This is a genomic window from Pusillimonas sp. NJUB218 (assembly GCF_003788685.1).
GTDB lineage: Bacteria > Pseudomonadota > Gammaproteobacteria > Burkholderiales > Burkholderiaceae_B > Neopusillimonas.
The window spans coordinates 47,704-62,772 of the sequence record NZ_NQMK01000002.1; the positions used below are offsets into that span (position 1 = coordinate 47,704).

At 58.0% G+C, this 15,069-nt stretch carries 13 protein-coding genes and 1 tRNA gene; 4 read left to right on the forward strand and 10 right to left on the reverse strand.

Annotated features, from left to right (window positions below):
• From gmhB to glyQ, 3 genes are read right to left on the reverse strand one after another with little or no spacing between them, the layout of a single operon-like run.
• Positions 1-537 carry a D-glycero-beta-D-manno-heptose 1,7-bisphosphate 7-phosphatase gene (gene gmhB / locus CHR62_RS02820; protein WP_123659970.1) on the reverse strand — a complete coding sequence of 179 codons (537 nt, stop codon included), beginning with the start codon at positions 535-537 and terminating at the stop codon, positions 1-3.
• The gene (gene glyS, locus CHR62_RS02825) at positions 534-2,675 is read right to left on the reverse strand and encodes a glycine--tRNA ligase subunit beta (RefSeq protein ID WP_123659971.1); all 2,142 of its coding nucleotides are present in this window, start codon (positions 2,673-2,675) and stop codon (positions 534-536) included. The genes gmhB and glyS overlap by 4 nt, the downstream gene beginning before the upstream one ends.
• Entirely contained in the window at positions 2,672-3,577 is a 906-nt protein-coding gene (gene glyQ / locus CHR62_RS02830) for a glycine--tRNA ligase subunit alpha (protein WP_093970607.1), read from the reverse strand. Before glyQ ends, glyS begins: the two co-directional genes overlap by 4 nt.
• Before the next feature lie 237 nt (positions 3,578-3,814).
• Here glyQ and CHR62_RS02835 point away from each other — a divergent pair, with 237 nt between their 5' ends.
• Positions 3,815-4,582 carry a crotonase/enoyl-CoA hydratase family protein gene (locus CHR62_RS02835; protein WP_093970608.1) on the forward strand — a complete coding sequence of 256 codons (768 nt, stop codon included), beginning with the start codon at positions 3,815-3,817 and terminating at the stop codon, positions 4,580-4,582.
• A gap of 81 nt (positions 4,583-4,663) precedes the next feature.
• Positions 4,664-6,187: a fumarate hydratase gene (locus CHR62_RS02840; protein ID WP_093970609.1), complete on the forward strand. Its 1,524-nt coding sequence runs from the start codon at positions 4,664-4,666 to the stop codon at positions 6,185-6,187.
• 18 nt (positions 6,188-6,205) lie between these two features.
• On the opposite strand, the gene folK is transcribed toward CHR62_RS02840, so the two are convergent.
• The 3 genes from folK to hda form a co-directional block, all read right to left on the reverse strand.
• Positions 6,206-6,694: a 2-amino-4-hydroxy-6-hydroxymethyldihydropteridine diphosphokinase gene (folK, locus tag CHR62_RS02845; protein ID WP_123659972.1), complete on the reverse strand. Its 489-nt coding sequence runs from the start codon at positions 6,692-6,694 to the stop codon at positions 6,206-6,208.
• A 64-nt stretch (positions 6,695-6,758) separates the two neighbouring features.
• Positions 6,759-8,120, reverse strand: a complete 1,362-nt coding sequence (gene pcnB, locus CHR62_RS02850; protein ID WP_123659973.1) for a polynucleotide adenylyltransferase PcnB — start codon at positions 8,118-8,120, stop codon at positions 6,759-6,761.
• 82 nt (positions 8,121-8,202) lie between these two features.
• Positions 8,203-8,907 (reverse strand): DnaA regulatory inactivator Hda, encoded by a 705-nt coding sequence (hda, locus tag CHR62_RS02855; protein ID WP_123659974.1) that lies wholly within the window; start codon positions 8,905-8,907, stop codon positions 8,203-8,205.
• Positions 8,908-8,985: 78 nt separating this feature from the next.
• Between hda and purM the strand changes: the two genes are divergently transcribed.
• Positions 8,986-10,035, forward strand: a complete 1,050-nt coding sequence (gene purM, locus CHR62_RS02860; RefSeq protein ID WP_123659975.1) for a phosphoribosylformylglycinamidine cyclo-ligase — start codon at positions 8,986-8,988, stop codon at positions 10,033-10,035.
• A gap of 1 nt (position 10,036) precedes the next feature.
• On the opposite strand, the gene miaA is transcribed toward purM, so the two are convergent.
• From miaA to tsaE, 4 genes are read right to left on the reverse strand one after another with little or no spacing between them, the layout of a single operon-like run.
• On the reverse strand, positions 10,037-10,993 hold the full coding sequence (miaA, locus tag CHR62_RS02865; RefSeq protein ID WP_123659976.1) for a tRNA (adenosine(37)-N6)-dimethylallyltransferase MiaA: 957 nt from the start codon (positions 10,991-10,993) through the stop codon (positions 10,037-10,039).
• Positions 10,990-12,891, reverse strand: coding sequence for a DNA mismatch repair endonuclease MutL (gene mutL / locus CHR62_RS02870; RefSeq protein ID WP_123659977.1), 1,902 nt, complete (start codon positions 12,889-12,891; stop codon positions 10,990-10,992). The genes miaA and mutL overlap by 4 nt, the downstream gene beginning before the upstream one ends.
• Before the next feature lie 11 nt (positions 12,892-12,902).
• Positions 12,903-14,264: an N-acetylmuramoyl-L-alanine amidase gene (locus tag CHR62_RS02875; protein ID WP_123659978.1), complete on the reverse strand. Its 1,362-nt coding sequence runs from the start codon at positions 14,262-14,264 to the stop codon at positions 12,903-12,905.
• Positions 14,198-14,752: a tRNA (adenosine(37)-N6)-threonylcarbamoyltransferase complex ATPase subunit type 1 TsaE gene (gene tsaE, locus CHR62_RS02880; RefSeq protein ID WP_123659979.1), complete on the reverse strand. Its 555-nt coding sequence runs from the start codon at positions 14,750-14,752 to the stop codon at positions 14,198-14,200. The genes CHR62_RS02875 and tsaE overlap by 67 nt, the downstream gene beginning before the upstream one ends.
• Positions 14,753-14,953: 201 nt before the next feature.
• Here tsaE and CHR62_RS02885 point away from each other — a divergent pair.
• A tRNA-Arg gene (locus tag CHR62_RS02885) sits at positions 14,954-15,028 on the forward strand.
• The last annotated feature ends 41 nt before the right edge of the window (positions 15,029-15,069 follow it).

Consider the following 15,069-nt stretch of genomic DNA (forward strand, 5'->3'; position numbering starts at 1 on the left):
TTACCCTTCGAGCCAGGCGTCGACGACTTCGGCCAGGTTCTCGCGCACCTGTGTACCGCTGGGCAGATCGCCTTTGTCCCAGGTTTTTCGGCCGTTACCGGTAAGTACCAGCCAGGTTGCGCAACCAATGTTGGCGGCGGCTTGCAGGTCGCGCCACGAATCGCCCACTGCAGGTACATTTTGCATGCTGATGTCGTAGCGTTTGGCGATGTCGAGGAACATGCCCGATTTTGGCTTGCGGCACTCGCAGCCGTCGTCTGGGCCGTGTGGGCATATAAAAATGGCATCGACCTGCCCGCCCACTTGAGCCAGTTCATAGCGAAGCTTGGCGTGAATAGCGTTGAGTGTTTCAACGCTGTACAAGCCGCGAGCCAGCCCCGATTGGTTAGTCGCCACCACCACGCGCCATCCCGCCTGCGATAAGCGGGCGATGGCCTCGAGGCTACCTGGAATGGGAATCCATTCGTCGGGGCTCTTGATGTAGGCGTCGCTGTCGTGGTTGATGACGCCGTCACGGTCGATGATGGCGAGTTTCACTGGGCTAACCTTGAAATGTCGGCAACCTGGTTCATCAATCGCCCTAATTGCCCGAGCAGGGCCAGTCGATTGTTACGTACTTCGAGGTCTTCGGCCATGACCATGACATCGTTGAAGAACTGATCGACGGCGTTGCGGGTGTGCGAGAGTGTTGCCAGTGAACCCGCAAAATCGCCGTCGGCAAACTGCCGGCGGGCTTCGGGTTCTACCTGCGCGATTTGCGCAGCAAGCGCCTGCTCAGCCGGTTCTGCGAGCTTGCCCGTGTCGACGCTATCTGGCACGTGGTCGGCTTTTTTCAGCAGGTTGGTGATGCGCTTGTTGGCAGCGGCAAGACTTTGCGCTTCGGGCATTTGTGCAAAGCTGGAACACGCTGCGACGCGTGCCTGAACTTCGTGCAGGGGCGGCTCGAGGCTTAACACCGCATCGACCACATTGCGGTCGTGGTCGGCGCCGAGCTGGTTGCGATATCGCTCGTAGATGAAGCTGGTGACGTCGTCTACGGTATTGGCGGCCAGCCCGAACTGGCTGAAAGTTTCGGCAGTTTTGTCGAGCAGGCTGCGCAGGGCCAATGTCCCTGTCTTACCTGGGCCGATATAGTCGCCTGCGGCAAGTTGCTCGAAGGCGCTGATCAGGCCCAGTGCAGCGCGACGCAAGCCATAGGGGTCGCGTTCGCCGCTGGGCACAAGGCCTATACCCCAAATGCCCACAAGCGTTTCGGCGCGTTCAGCGATGAATAGAATGGCACTGGTCAGGCTGCTGGCGTTGACGGGTTCGTCGAGGCGAATGCGGTATTGTTCGCCAATGGCAGTGACGACGTCGGCGGGCTCGTTATCGCCTTGGGCGTAGTAGGCGCCCATAATGCCTTGCAGTTCGGGGAACTCGCCGACCATATTTGAGTTCAGGTCGGCCTTGGCCAATAGTGCGGCACGGTCGGCATGTTGTTCGTTGCCGCCCAGTTGTGCTGCAACATAGCGGGCTATGGCGCGAACCCGTTCGATGCGGTCGCGTTGCGAACCCAGCTTGTTGTGATAGACACGGTTGGCCAGCGACTCGACGCGGCTTTCGAGCGTGCTTTTGCGATCGGTATCGAAGAAGAACTGGGCGTCGGCCAGGCGAGGGCGCACGACGCGTTCGTTACCTTCAATAATGTGGCGCGGGTCGGCCACCTGCATGTTGCTGACGATCAGGAACCGGTGCGTGAGTTTGCCGGTGGTGGGTTCGAACAGCGGAAAGTACTTTTGGTTCAGGCGCATCGTCAGGATCAGGCATTCGGACGGTACGGCCAGAAATTTAGGGTCGAATTGACCGGCATAAACGGTGGGGTGTTCGACCAGCGCGGTGACTTCGTCGAGCAGCGCATCGACCTCGGGGCCTTGCCCGATAGTGCCGCCCAGCGCGGCGGCCTGTGCGGCCAGCTGTTGGGTAATGGCGGAGCGACGATCATCGAAGCTGGCAATGACTTTGCCTTCGTCAGCCAGTTGCGCCACATAGGTGTCTGGCGACGTGATGGACAACGTTGCTTTGCCCATGAAACGATGACCATTGCTGACGCGATCGGCATTGAGCCCCAGCGTGGCAATGGGCACGACGTTGGCGCCATGTAGGGCCACCAGATGATGGGCCGGGCGCACAAACTTGACGCTGGTTTTGCCGTCGTCTAGCTGATAGCGCATGACCTTGGGTATCGGCAAGCCGGCAATGGCGGCCTCGAGGGCCTCTTGCAGTGACTCGGGTAGCGAGGCGCCTGGCGCAGTGCCTTTGGCATAAAGGTAGTCTTGCTTGCCGTCAGACTCACTGATCAGATCAGCCGGTTGCAAGTGACCCAGCCCTTTACTTTCGAGCTTCTTAACCAATGCGGGGGTCGCCTGACCGTCGGGCGTGAGCCCGACTTTGGCGGGCATGAGCTTTTCGGTAAAGGCTTGTTCGGGAGCCTGGTCGAGGACGTGGCTGAGGTGCACGGCCAGACGGCGAGGCGTGGCGTAATCGATAACCTTGCACTCGGCCGACAGTAGCTGCTTTTTAGCCAGCACGCTGCTAATGCCCTCGGCAAAGGCTTTGCCCAGTTTGTTCAGTGCTTTTGGGGGCAGCTCTTCGGTGACCAGTTCGACAAGAAGAGGGTGTACTTGGGCTGTGGTCATTGCGCAGCCTCTGTGGTTTGATCAAGCATGGGGAAACCGAGTTTTTCGCGTGAATCGTAGTAGGCCTGTGCGACAGCGCGCGACAGATTGCGGATGCGGCCGATATAGGCGGCCCGTTCGGTAACGCTGATGGCACCGCGTGCATCAAGCATATTGAAAGTGTGCGCCGCTTTCAGGGCGGATTCGTAGGCCGGCAGGGCCAGCGGAACCTGAATGAGCTTTGTCGCCTCAGCTTCGTAGTCGTTGAAGTGCGCAAACAACATGTCGGTCGAGGCGTGCTCGAAGTTGTAAGTGGATTGCTCGACTTCGTTCTGATGGAATACGTCGCGGTAAAGCACTTTGCGGCCGTCCGCAGTTTGTGTCCAGACCAGATCGTAGACGCTTTCTACGCCTTGCAGGTACATGGCCAGACGCTCAAGCCCGTAGGTGATTTCGCCCGTCGTCGGTGTGCAATCGAGGCCCCCTACTTGCTGGAAGTAGGTGAACTGAGTGACTTCCATGCCATTGAGCCAGACTTCCCAACCTAGACCCCAGGCGCCCAGCGTGGGGTTCTCCCAGTCGTCTTCAACGAAACGGATGTCGTGCTCGTTGGGATCGATACCTAGCGCTTTGAGCGAGTTGATGTAGAGATCGAGAATGTTTGACGGGGCGGGCTTAAGCACAACCTGATACTGGTAGTAGTGCTGCAGGCGATTGGGGTTTTCGCCATAACGGCCGTCTTTGGGGCGGCGCGAAGGCTGTACGTAAGCCGCACGCCAGGGCTCGGGCCCGATAGCCCGCAAAAATGTGGCGGTATGTGAAGTGCCGGCACCAACTTCCATGTCGTAGGGCTGCAGCAGGGCGCAGCCTTGTTGGTCCCAGTAGTTCTGGAGCGTCAGGATAATTTGCTGAAACGTGAGCATGTGTGAGAGCCAAAAGCGCGAGAAATCCGCAAAAGGGTTCAATTTTAGCGTGCTTCGAAGAAGCGTCGTTCGCCCGGTTGGGCTTTGTGTCCATTTTCAACCCGCAGAACGGGGATTTGACCTTTCGGATGGGCAGTTTAGGCGCCATTCGATTTTTGGTTGAAGCCTGAAAGGTCGTATGATATTGAGTTATCGATTGTTTTCAATAGTGCGTTTTTTGCGCAGGAGCTTTTGTACATGACAGATCTGGTTAAAACCGAAGTGGTCGGCCGTGTAATGGTCATTACCATTAACCGCCCCGAGGCCCGTAACGCCATCAACTTTGAAACCGCACACGAAATGGCCAAGGCCTTTGATGCGCTTGATGCCGATGACAATGTCGTGATTGGTATTCTGACAGGTGCGGGTGGTTCGTTTTCGTCGGGGATGGATCTGAAAGCTTTTGCCAAAACCGGCCAGCGCCCGCTGGTGCCCGGCCGTGGCCTGGGTGGTCTGTGCGAAAAAAGCCCCAAAAAACCACTGATTGCCGCCGTCGAGGGTTACGCCCTGGCAGGTGGCTGCGAGCTGGCTTTAGCTTGCGACATGATTGTTGCAGCCAACAACGTTAAATTTGGTTTGCCTGAAACCAAACGTGGTTTGGTGCCCAGCTCGGGTGGTATGTTGCGTTTGCCCAAGCGCATCCCGTATCACATTGCCATGGAATACATCTTGACCGGCGAAATGCTGCCCGCCGATCGCGCCTACCATTTTGGTATGGTGAACCGTCTGGTTGAGCCGGGTAAAGCCATTGAAGGCGCCCTGGAACTGGCCACCATTATTGGTGAAAACGGCCCCCTGGCTGTCCAGATGGCCAAGCGCATCGTGCTCGAGTCCCAAGATTGGCGTCAGTCCGATATGTTCGACCTGCAGCGCCCGCGTGTTCAGCCTATTTTTGAATCGGCCGACGCCAAAGAAGGCGCGACCGCTTTTGCCGAGAAGCGCAAGCCTGTCTGGCAAGGCAAATAATTATCGGGTTGGGTGGCTCCGGCCTTGTTGGCGTCACCCGGCTCGACACGTTTTCACACTTACCACGTACCGTAACCTGCCATGACTACTCTTATTAAAGAAGACGATCTGATCCAGTCGATTGCCGACGCAGTCCAGTTCATCAGCTACTACCACCCCGCCGATTACATTCAGCATCTGGCCCGTGCCTACGAGCGTGAGCAAAGCCCCGCTGCCAAAGACGCCATTGCGCAAATTCTGACGAACTCGCGCATGTGTGCCGAAGGGCATCGGCCCATTTGCCAGGACACGGGCATTGTCAATGTCTTCCTGAAAATCGGCATGAACGTGCGCATCGATTCGCAGCGCTCCATGCAAGAGCTTTGTGACGAAGGCGTGCGCCGGGGCTATCTGAACCCTGACAACCCGTTGCGGGCATCGGTGTTGTCCGACCCGTTGTTCACGCGCAAGAACACGCGCGACAATACGCCCTGTATTGTGGGCGTCGAGCTGGTGGCCGGCGATACCGTCGATGTGCAGGTTGCGGCCAAAGGCGGCGGTTCCGAAAACAAATCCAAATTTGTCATGCTTAACCCCAGCGACTCTCTGGTGGACTGGGTACTTAAAACAGTGCCTACCATGGGTGCTGGCTGGTGCCCGCCGGGCATGCTGGGTATTGGCGTCGGTGGTACTGCCGAAAAAGCCATGCTGATGGCCAAGCAGGCGCTGATGGAAGACATCGATATGTACGAGTTGTTGGCCCGCGGCCCGCAGAACAAGCTCGAAGAGCTGCGTATCGAGCTGTACGAAAAGGTCAACGCGCTGGGGATCGGCGCTCAGGGCCTGGGTGGTTTGACTACTGTGCTTGACGTCAAGATCAATACGTTCCCCACCCATGCAGCGTCTAAACCCGTGGCCATGATCCCCAATTGTGCTGCAACGCGTCACGTGCATTTCGTGCTCGACGGCTCGGGGCCTGCTGCGCTTACACCGCCAGCCTTGTCCGATTGGCCCGATGTGAACTGGGCGCCCGACTACAACAAATCGACCCAGGTCGACTTGAACACGCTGACCAAAGAACAGGTCGCCAGCTGGAAGCCCGGTCAAACGCTCTTGCTCTCGGGCAAGATGTTGACTGGTCGTGACGCGGCTCATAAGCGCATTCAAGAAATGCTGGAGCGTGGTGAGTCGTTGCCGGTCGAGTTCAAGAACCGTGTGATTTACTACGTTGGCCCTGTTGATCCGGTTCGCGACGAAGTCGTCGGCCCGGCTGGTCCGACCACAGCTACGCGCATGGACAAATTCACCGATATGATGCTGGAAAAAACCGGCCTGATCGCCATGATCGGCAAGGCCGAGCGTGGTCCGGTGGCTATCGAATCAATTCGTAATCATCAGTCGGCTTATCTGATGGCAGTAGGTGGTTCTGCTTACTTGGTCTCTAAAGCCATTCGTGGTGCCAAGGTTGTCGGTTTCGAAGACCTGGGCATGGAAGCCATTTACGAGTTCGATGTAAAAGACATGCCGGTTACTGTAGCGGTAGATTCAACCGGTACGTCGGTGCACCAGACCGGGCCTAAAGAGTGGCAGGCGCGCATCGCCGATATCGCCATTCAACCGGTTTAACGGTTGCCAGCGGCCAGATCAGGGCAGTGGTTCAATGCCCTGATCTACGCACTTGGCCAGTAGTGTGTCTATCGAACCTTGCGCCAGCATCAAGTCTGGCGCAAGGTTTTTTAATGGCTGCAATACAAACGCGCGTTCGTGCATGCGGGGGTGGGGCAGCGTTAGTGACGGGTCGTTCAGTGTGACGTTGTCATACAGCAGCAGGTCGAGATCGAGCGTGCGCGGTGCATTGCGCCAGGGGCGTTCGCGGCCGAAATCGAGCTCTATTTTTTGCAAAGCGGCTAACAGGTCGTGTGGCGACAGCAAGGTTTGCAACTGAATGACGGCGTTGACGTAATCCGGGCCAGATGAGTCGACAGGGGCGGTTCGATAGAAGGGCGATGACGCGACAGCGCGAACGCTGGACAGCCCGGTAAGGGCCTCGCGAGCTTGTATCAGTGTGGATACGGCATTACCCAGATTGGCACCCAGGCCAATGTAAGCCGTTGCCCAGTGCGTTGCGGTCATTATGTTGTACCGAGGGTGATAGGTCTGGTCGACCCGAAAGAGTAAGAAAAGGCCGACCGATGGCTTAATGCACTTTGGCTGCCGCGCCCGCAGGGTTGCGGCGTGGGCGCCGACGGCGCCTAGACCGGCTTGCCGCACCGCCTTCGTTGCGGTTGCGTACTTGGTATTGCTCAATCAGTTCACCGCGGTCTTCGGGGTCGGCATTGGCCAGATCCATCCACCACTGGGCCTGAACGCTGTCAACTTCGTGCGACGCTGCCCGCAATTGCAGGAAGTCGACTGCTGCGCGAAAGCGAGGGTGTTCGATCATGCGCCAGATGGCTTTGGGCGTGGCTCGCTCGAAGCGTGGCTGCATGAACCAGATCTCGCGCATATCGCCCTGGAAGCGTTTTTGGATGGCCATACGCCCCGATTGTTCTTCGACAACGAGGTCGGCTGCCGTAACCAAAGCCTGCATGGGTGGCTCGCCGTCGAAAATACCTTGTTTCCAGCGTTTGTCGACCATGCGCCAAAGCAGGGCTGCAAACAGGAAGCCCGGGCTGATAGTTTTGCCGGCGCGTACGCGCACATCGGTGCGTTCGAGCGCCAGTTCGAGAAACTTGCGGTCGTCGGCGTCGTTGAGCAGCGTGTCGATGAACGGGAGCAGGTGACGATGTAGGCCAAGTGCGCGTAGCTGCTGCAGGCAATCCATGGCGTGGCCGCAGGTCAGCAGTTTGATGAGTTCATCGAAAAGTCGTGAGGCGGGCACGTTTTCGATGAGGTGGGCCATGGACTTAATAGGCGCCAAAGATGCCGGGTCGATATTGGCGTTGAGTTTTGAGGCAAAACGTACGGCCCGCAGCATGCGCACCGGGTCTTCCCGATAGCGAGTTTCGGGGTCGCCGATCATGCGCACAACTTTCTTTTTCAGGTCGGCTACACCGTGGTGGTAGTCGATGACTTCTTCGGTAAGCGGGTTGTAATACAGAGCGTTAAGGGTGAAGTCGCGGCGCGCTGCATCTTCGGCGTTGGTGCCGAATTGATTGTCGCGCAAAATGCGCCCGTGTTCGTCGGTTTCTTGATCTTCAGAGGCAGGCGCCCGGAAGGTGGAGGTTTCGATGATCTCGGGGCCGAACACGACGTGAACCAGCTGGAACCGTTTGCCGATGATACGTGCGCGCCGGAAAAGTGCCCGGATCTGGTTGGGCGTTGCATTGGTGGCTACGTCGAAGTCTTTGGGTTCAAGACCAACAATCAGGTCGCGTACAGCGCCGCCCACAATGTAGGCATCGTATCCGGCCTGGTTTAGTACTTCGCAAACCTTGATGGCATGACGTGAAACGTTGCGCCGGTCTATGCCGTGCTTTTCGGGTTTCAGGCGTTCGGGGCCACGGGCCGGCGATGAAAAGAGTCGGCCGACAAAGTTTTTTATTGTTTCGGTAAGCATGGACGGTATTTTAGGGCTTTGCGCACGGCATGTCTGGAAATTTCATGTGGCGACCATGGTGTTGCCGGGCACAGGGTGGTGATCAGGGCGTGGCGAGTGCTGCAGCGTCTTCATGGGTCAGGAATTCGCGTAGTAGCGGCAGCGTGATGGCACGCTGCTTTGCCAGCGAATAGTGATCCAGCGCATCAATCAGGTGACTCAGCCGGTTCATGTCGCGGGCGTAGTGGGTGAGAATCCAGTTGATGACTTCGGGCGACAGGTGCAGCCCGCGCTCGGAAGCACGGGTCTGCAGGGCCTGGCCACGCTCATCGTCTGAAAGCAGTTCGAGCCTGAAGACCAGGTCCCAGCCCAACCGTGTGCGCAGATCTTCGCGGACAGGCATATGCATGGGGGCGCGATCGCCAGCCACCAGCAGGGCAAAGGCATGTGTGCTGGATGCCGACTCGCGCCAACGATTGTAAAGCGCGAACAGGGCGGCCTGGGCCTCGTCGTCGTAGCGTTCGACCCCATCGACCGCAATGCGTCGGTAGTCGATGACATCGGCTTCGACCACGCTTTGGAGTAGTCTGTTGGCGTTATTGTGGTGAATGTACAGGGCGTGATCGGCAAACCCCAGTGCCTGCAGCAAGTGACTGCGGCCGGCGCCGGGCGGCCCCCATAGGTACACCGCCCGACCCGGCTCACAGCCCTGCAGGGCTGCAATAGCGGCCTGATTTTTACCCGGCACGTAGTTGTCCAGTGTGGGCACAGGTGCGGGCAGCAGGTTGAGGATCAGTTGTTGGGTCATCGATGGCGGTAAAAAGCGTAAAATGCGCCTTGGTATTTTATTTAAGACGCAATTCTTGCACATCCCACGGCTTTTCTCATGACAAACAATCAATCCACCTCTTTAACGTACCGCGATGCGGGTGTCGATATCGATGCAGGCGACGCGCTGGTCGATCGCATCAAGCCGCTGGCGGCCAAAACCATGCGTGCCGGCGTTATGGCCGGGATTGGCGGGTTTGGTGCATTGTTCGAAGTGCCCAAAAACTACAAAGAGCCGGTTCTGGTGTCGGGTACCGACGGTGTGGGTACCAAGTTGCGTCTGGCGTTCGAATGGCAGCGCCACGATACGGTCGGTATCGATCTGGTCGCCATGAGTGTTAACGATATTCTGGTGCAGGGCGCCGAGCCGCTGTTTTTCCTCGATTATTTTGCCTGCGGTAAGTTGTCGGTAGATACCGCCGCAGCCGTAGTCGGGGGTATTGCCAAAGGCTGCGAACTGGCCAATTGTGCCCTTATCGGCGGCGAGACTGCCGAAATGCCCGGCATGTACCCTGATGGTGAATACGACCTGGCGGGGTTTGCTGTAGGCGCCGTCGAGAAATCGCTCATCATCGATGGCAAGTCCATTAAAGAGGGCGATGTCGTTCTGGGGCTGGCGTCCAGCGGGGCGCACTCCAATGGTTTTTCTTTGCTCCGTAAAATTATCGAAACCACCGGCGCCAAGCCGGAAGATGACCTGGGTGGTCGGCCTTTGGGCGATGTTGTTATGGCGCCTACGCGCATCTATGTGCGCTCGGTACTGGCGGCGTTAAAGGCGCACGGCGCGGCAATTAAGGGGCTGGCACATATCACCGGGGGTGGTTTGCTCGACAACGTCCCGCGCATTTTGCAGCCTGGCCTGTCGGCCCGGTTGTATCGCGATGCCTGGGAAATGCCCGAACTATTCAAGTGGTTGCAAAAGGGCGGTAATGTAGCCGACACCGAAATGCATCGCGTGTTCAACTGCGGTATTGGTATGGTTATTGTTGTTCCTGCTGACCAGGCCGATGCAGTTGCCGCCACACTGGCGTCGCATGGCGAAAATGTCAGTCGCTTGGGCGAAATCGTTGTCCAAACCGGTGATATGCCGCAAACCGTTGTTGTTTAATTCATCGATGGGCGTAAGGTGTTGACCATACGCCCATCGCTGCATCCAGCACCTGGGCGACGACATCGGGTGCAAGGCAATCAATAATTTGACGGTCGGGTTGGGCACGTAGCCACGTCAGTTGCCGTTTGGCCAGTTGGCGGGTTGCGGCAATGGCCTGTTCAATCGCCTGGGCTTTGCTAGTCTTGCCGTCCAGATAGTCCCACAGCTGACGATAACCTACGCACCGTATCGACGGCAGGCCGGGGTGCAGGTCGCCCCGCGCATACAGTCGTTCAACTTCATCCATCAAGCCTTGCTCTAGCATGAGCTCGTAACGCAGCGCGATGCGTCGATGCAACGCGAGGCGGTCTGATGGTTCGAGGCTTAGCGTGATGAAGTGTCGGGGCGTGCCGACAGGCTGAGATTTTTGTTGTTGCAGCAATACCGACATCGGCTGCCCGCTAAGGCGCCAGATTTCCAGGGCCCGTTGAATGCGCTGGCTGTCGTTCGGCGCAAGTCGCGCTGCCGTAGCCGGGTCGACTTCGGCCAGGCGCGCATGTAGCGCCGGCCAGCCTAGCTGTTTTGCATCGGCTTCAAGCTCAGCCCTAACTGCCTGGTCGGCTTGGGGCAAGTCGTTCAGCCCCTCGCGCAGGGCTTTGTAGTACATCATGGTGCCGCCGCAAAGCAACGGGATGCGGCCCCGGGCAAGAATCTGGTCAATAAGTGTGGTTGCGTCGGTGCAGAAATCGGCGGCTGAATAGCTTTCGGCGGGGTCGCGGATATCAAGCAGGTGTTGGGGTACCAGGGCTTGCTCGGCGGGTGTTGGCTTGGCGGTGCCGATGTCCATTTCGCGGTAAATAGTGGCCGAATCGACGTTGATGATTTCGATGGGCCAGCGTTTGGCCAGCGCCAGGGTCGAGGCAGTTTTACCGGCAGCGGTGGGGCCGGCCAAGCACAATATTGGTAGGGGATTCATTGGCCGCGTAAAAAGAATTTGTCGAGTTCGGTCAGGGACCAGTGCACCCAAGTGGGACGTCCGTGATTGCATTGGTCGGCACGCTCGGTTTGCTCCATTTTACGCAGCAAGGCATTCATCTCGTCGAGTGTGAGGCGTCGATTGGCTCGAACCGACCCATGGCAGGCCATGGTGGCCAGCAAGACGTTACGTTGCTCAAGCAACTGCGCCGACGAACCAACAGATGACAAATCGTTCAAGACATTGCGGGCCAGCGATTCAATGTCGCCGCCGGCCAGCAACGCGGGGACGGCACGCACCATGAGTGTTGCCGGCCCGGCCGGGCGCAGGATCAGGCCCAGGTCTTCAAGTGCGTCGGCGTGCTCATCGGCGATTGCGACATCTTTTTCACTTGCCTGAAATACAACAGGTACAAGCAGTTCTTGTCGTGGCAGGTCGCGCATATCTATGGCACGTTTGAGCTGCTCGTAGACGACGCGCTCGTGGGCTGCATGCATGTCGACCAGAATTAGCCCATTTGCCGTTTGCGACAGAATATAAATACCGTGCAGTTGGGCCAGTGCCATGCCCAGCGGGAACTCGTGATTAGGCAGGGCCGTCGGCTGTGCGCGTGCAGTGTGGGTAGGTGCTGTCGGGGGCGCTAGCGGGCGATACAACGTTTGCCAGTCGGTACCCTGCGCTTGACCAGGGCGGCTATCGCGCAGGTTAAGGGCGTGTTGCCCGTAGGGTGCAAATGGGGGCGCGCGGTACTGCTCTGTCGGTGCAGGCGTACCGAACGACATCAAGGACGGTGAGCTTTCGTTGCTTGTATTGACGGGTTCTGGTTGCGGGCGTGCATTGTGCTCGGACAACGCGCCAGGAGAGCCCTGGCCTTCGGCGTATGCGGCGTCGACAGCTAGAGGCTGGCCACCGGCCGTTTGGGCCAATACTTGCGACAGCGCTCGCGCAACAAATTGGTGTACTGCACCGCTGTCGCGAAAACGGATCTCGTGCTTGGCCGGATGCACGTTGACATCGACCGCATTGGGGTCGATAGACAAAAACAAGACAAACCCGGGTTGGCGATCGCCATGAAGGACGTCGGCGTAGGCCTGACGGATGGCGTGCGAGACCGTTTTGTCGCGGACGTAGCGCCCGTTGACGTAAAGATACTGACGATCGGCCCGGGCGCGCGCGTAGGTGGGGCGCGTAATCATGCCGTCGAGCCTGATCAACCCCTGGTCGACACTGACGCCCAAACCCTGGCTGACGAATTCGCTGCCGAGAACATCGAGTATGCGCTGGGCGATATCGCCGGCCCGCCAGTGCCGTTGCGGCTTGTCGTTATGAAACAGCCGGAACGCAACGTGGGGGTGGGCCAGTGCAATGCGTTCCAGAATATCGACGCAATGTCCGTATTCGGTTGATTCGGTACGCAGGAATTTCCGGCGGGCCGGTACGTTTTCAAAGAGTTGGCGAACGTCGACCGTCGTGCCTTGCGGGCCGGAGGCTGCGGTGATGTCGGGTTGCTGGGCAGTGATTTGCCACGCGTGAGGAGCGTCGTCGGTACGCGAGGTCAGCGTCAGTCGAGCCACCGCGCCAATGGATGCCAGCGCCTCGCCTCGAAAGCCCATTGAGGCGACCGACTCGAGATCATCCAACGACTTTATTTTGCTGGTGGCGTGCCGGGTTAACGCAAGGGTCAGTTCGTTTTGAGCAATGCCGCAACCGTTGTCGGAAACGGCGATGCGTCGAATGCCACCACCGTCAAGACGAACCTCGATGCTGGACGCGCCGGCATCGATAGCGTTTTCAAGAATCTCTTTCAGCACCGAGGCGGGTCGTTCGATGACCTCGCCGGCGGCGATTTGGCTGATGAGAAGATCGGGGAGGGGGGCAATTACGGGGCGTTGCGACATCGTAGGGGCAATTATGCCCGACGCGCGAGCCCCGGGCTAGTTGCGAAGTAGTCGTTAATGCCTTTGAGCATGGCCGTGGCGATTTTGTCTTGGTGCCCGGCACTGCGCAGCAGGCGTTCTTCTTCGGGGTTGCTGATAAATGCTGTTTCGACCAGGATGGACGGAATGTCCGGCGCCTTGAGGACGGCAAACCCTGCGCGTTCAACATATTTTTTGTGCAATCGGTTGATTTTGCCGATTTCACTCAGGACGCGGTCGCCCACTTTGACCGAGTCGTTAATTTGCGCTGCCGTTGACATATCCAGCAGAACTTGCGCTACCTGCTGGTTGTGCGACCCTAGGTTAATGCCACCGATCAGGTCGGCGTCGTTTTGGTTTTTGGCCAGCCACCGGGCCGCAGCACTAGAAGCCCCGTTTTGCGACAAGACAAAAACCGAAGACCCCCGTGCGCTAGGTTTGACCCAGGCGTCAGCATGTATAGATACAAACAGGTCGGCCTTTACGCGCCGGGCTTTTTGCACCCTGACCTGCAGGGGTACGAAAAAGTCGCCGTCGCGGGTCAGGTAGGCGCGCATATTGGGCTGGGCGTCGATCAGCTTCTTGAGTCGGCGGGCGATCGCCAGCACGATGTGCTTCTCGTATGTGCCGCTGGGGCCGACTGCCCCGGGGTCTTCACCGCCATGGCCAGGGTCGAGCGCAATCAGAACCGGACGATTGGGGCGCTCGGCGTCGGGAAGGGCAGGGGCGGCCGGGGGCGCTGGCCGTTTCTGGGCAATAGGAGGTAGTTGCTGGCCGTCAACCGACGGGATGGGGGCTGAGGGCGAGCCTGCCTGCGCTAAGTTTTCAAGAACTTCGGCCAACGGGTCGCTATCTTCCCCTATTTTGCTAAGCGCCAACAGCGGGTCTTGCGCAATTTTTGGGTACAGGTCAAGCACCAGGCGGTACTTGTACTCGCCAATGGGCTTGAGTGTGAAGACCTGCGGGGCGATAGACTGCTTCAGGTCAAAAACCAGACGAATGACGTCAGGCCGGTTTTGCGCTACGCGCACGGAGGCAATGTACGGGTCGTTAGGTTTGACTTTTGAAACCAGCTCGTTAATGGCCTGGTTCATGGTCAGCCCGTTGATATCGACCACCAGACGGTGCGGCCCTTCAAGGGTGAAGTGCTCGGCTTTGAGTTCGGTGTCGAGTTCCAGGGTGACGCGGGTGTATTCGTCGGCAGGCCAGGTACGGACCGCCAGAATGGTTGCTGCCTGGGCCATTTTCGGGATGACAGGCAGCGCAAACAGCGTGGTAGCGGTTGCGATCAGACGCCGGCGGACGCGCCCGGCGGGTGAGATCCCCTCGGTGGAAGCACTAGTCTGGTTAGCCATGATTGTCCTTTGTTGCTATAGGCGATTAATCGTGCTTGTCGTCCGGATTCTGCGTAGCTCAGGTTGATTTCAAGGTCGGGCAAAGGGAGTAGCCCGCCGGCCTGTTCCGGCCATTCGATGAGCACAACTGCTTGTTTTTGCAGGATATCTCGGAACCCAGCATCTATCCATTCTCGTGGATCGCTAAATCTATAAAAATCAAGATGATACAAGTATAAGTTAGAAACTTTATAGCTTTCAAGCAAAGCATAGCTCGGGCTTTTGATTCGGCCGGTGACGCCGCATGCCCTCAGCAAGGCGCGGGCAAAGCTGGTCTTGCCTGCGCCGAGGTCGCCACGAAGATGAATGCGTCCGCCTTGCGGTGTGCCCGGATGATCAGGGTCGTCGGCCAGCAACAAGGGCGCAATTTGCGAGGCCAGTGCAATAGTGCTGCTTTCATCCTCTAAAAAAGTTTCAACTTCGCCCAAAATACGGTTTTCTGTCGTCATGATGGTTTACCTGATAAGGTCGGCGGCATTGTAGTGCATGCCAGCTTGGTGGCGGCATCGGTTAGGGTGCCGCTGTATCGTCTGCGGCCAGAAAGGCAACAGCACTTGCATTGTCCGGGAATGCAAGTGCTGTCATTAAAAATTCGCGTTAATACTGAGACAAAAATACAACACTACATGCTGCTAAAATGGCGGCGCTGCGTCTCCGTAGTTAAATGGATATAACTTTCCCCTCCTAAGGGAAGATTACAGGTTCGATTCCTGTCGGGGACGCCACGTTTACGATCGTTTAACGCCCCTTGCTGGGTGCACTACGG

Bases quoted from the DNA above. Each gene is read 5' to 3' on its own strand.
- glyS (WP_123659971.1), bottom strand. From the start codon at position 2,675: ATGACCACAGCCCAAGTACACCCTCTTCTTGTCGAACTGGTCACCGAA.
- glyQ (WP_093970607.1), bottom strand. From the start codon at position 3,577: ATGCTCACGTTTCAGCAAATTATCCTGACGCTCCAGAACTACTGGGAC.
- CHR62_RS02835 (WP_093970608.1), top strand. From the start codon at position 3,815: ATGACAGATCTGGTTAAAACCGAAGTGGTCGGCCGTGTAATGGTCATT.
- CHR62_RS02840 (WP_093970609.1), top strand. From the start codon at position 4,664: ATGACTACTCTTATTAAAGAAGACGATCTGATCCAGTCGATTGCCGAC.
- folK (WP_123659972.1), bottom strand. From the start codon at position 6,694: ATGACCGCAACGCACTGGGCAACGGCTTACATTGGCCTGGGTGCCAAT.
- pcnB (WP_123659973.1), bottom strand. From the start codon at position 8,120: ATGCTTACCGAAACAATAAAAAACTTTGTCGGCCGACTCTTTTCATCG.
- hda (WP_123659974.1), bottom strand. From the start codon at position 8,907: ATGACCCAACAACTGATCCTCAACCTGCTGCCCGCACCTGTGCCCACA.
- purM (WP_123659975.1), top strand. From the start codon at position 8,986: ATGACAAACAATCAATCCACCTCTTTAACGTACCGCGATGCGGGTGTC.
- miaA (WP_123659976.1), bottom strand. From the start codon at position 10,993: ATGAATCCCCTACCAATATTGTGCTTGGCCGGCCCCACCGCTGCCGGT.
- mutL (WP_123659977.1), bottom strand. From the start codon at position 12,891: ATGTCGCAACGCCCCGTAATTGCCCCCCTCCCCGATCTTCTCATCAGC.
- CHR62_RS02875 (WP_123659978.1), bottom strand. From the start codon at position 14,264: ATGGCTAACCAGACTAGTGCTTCCACCGAGGGGATCTCACCCGCCGGG.
- tsaE (WP_123659979.1), bottom strand. From the start codon at position 14,752: ATGACGACAGAAAACCGTATTTTGGGCGAAGTTGAAACTTTTTTAGAG.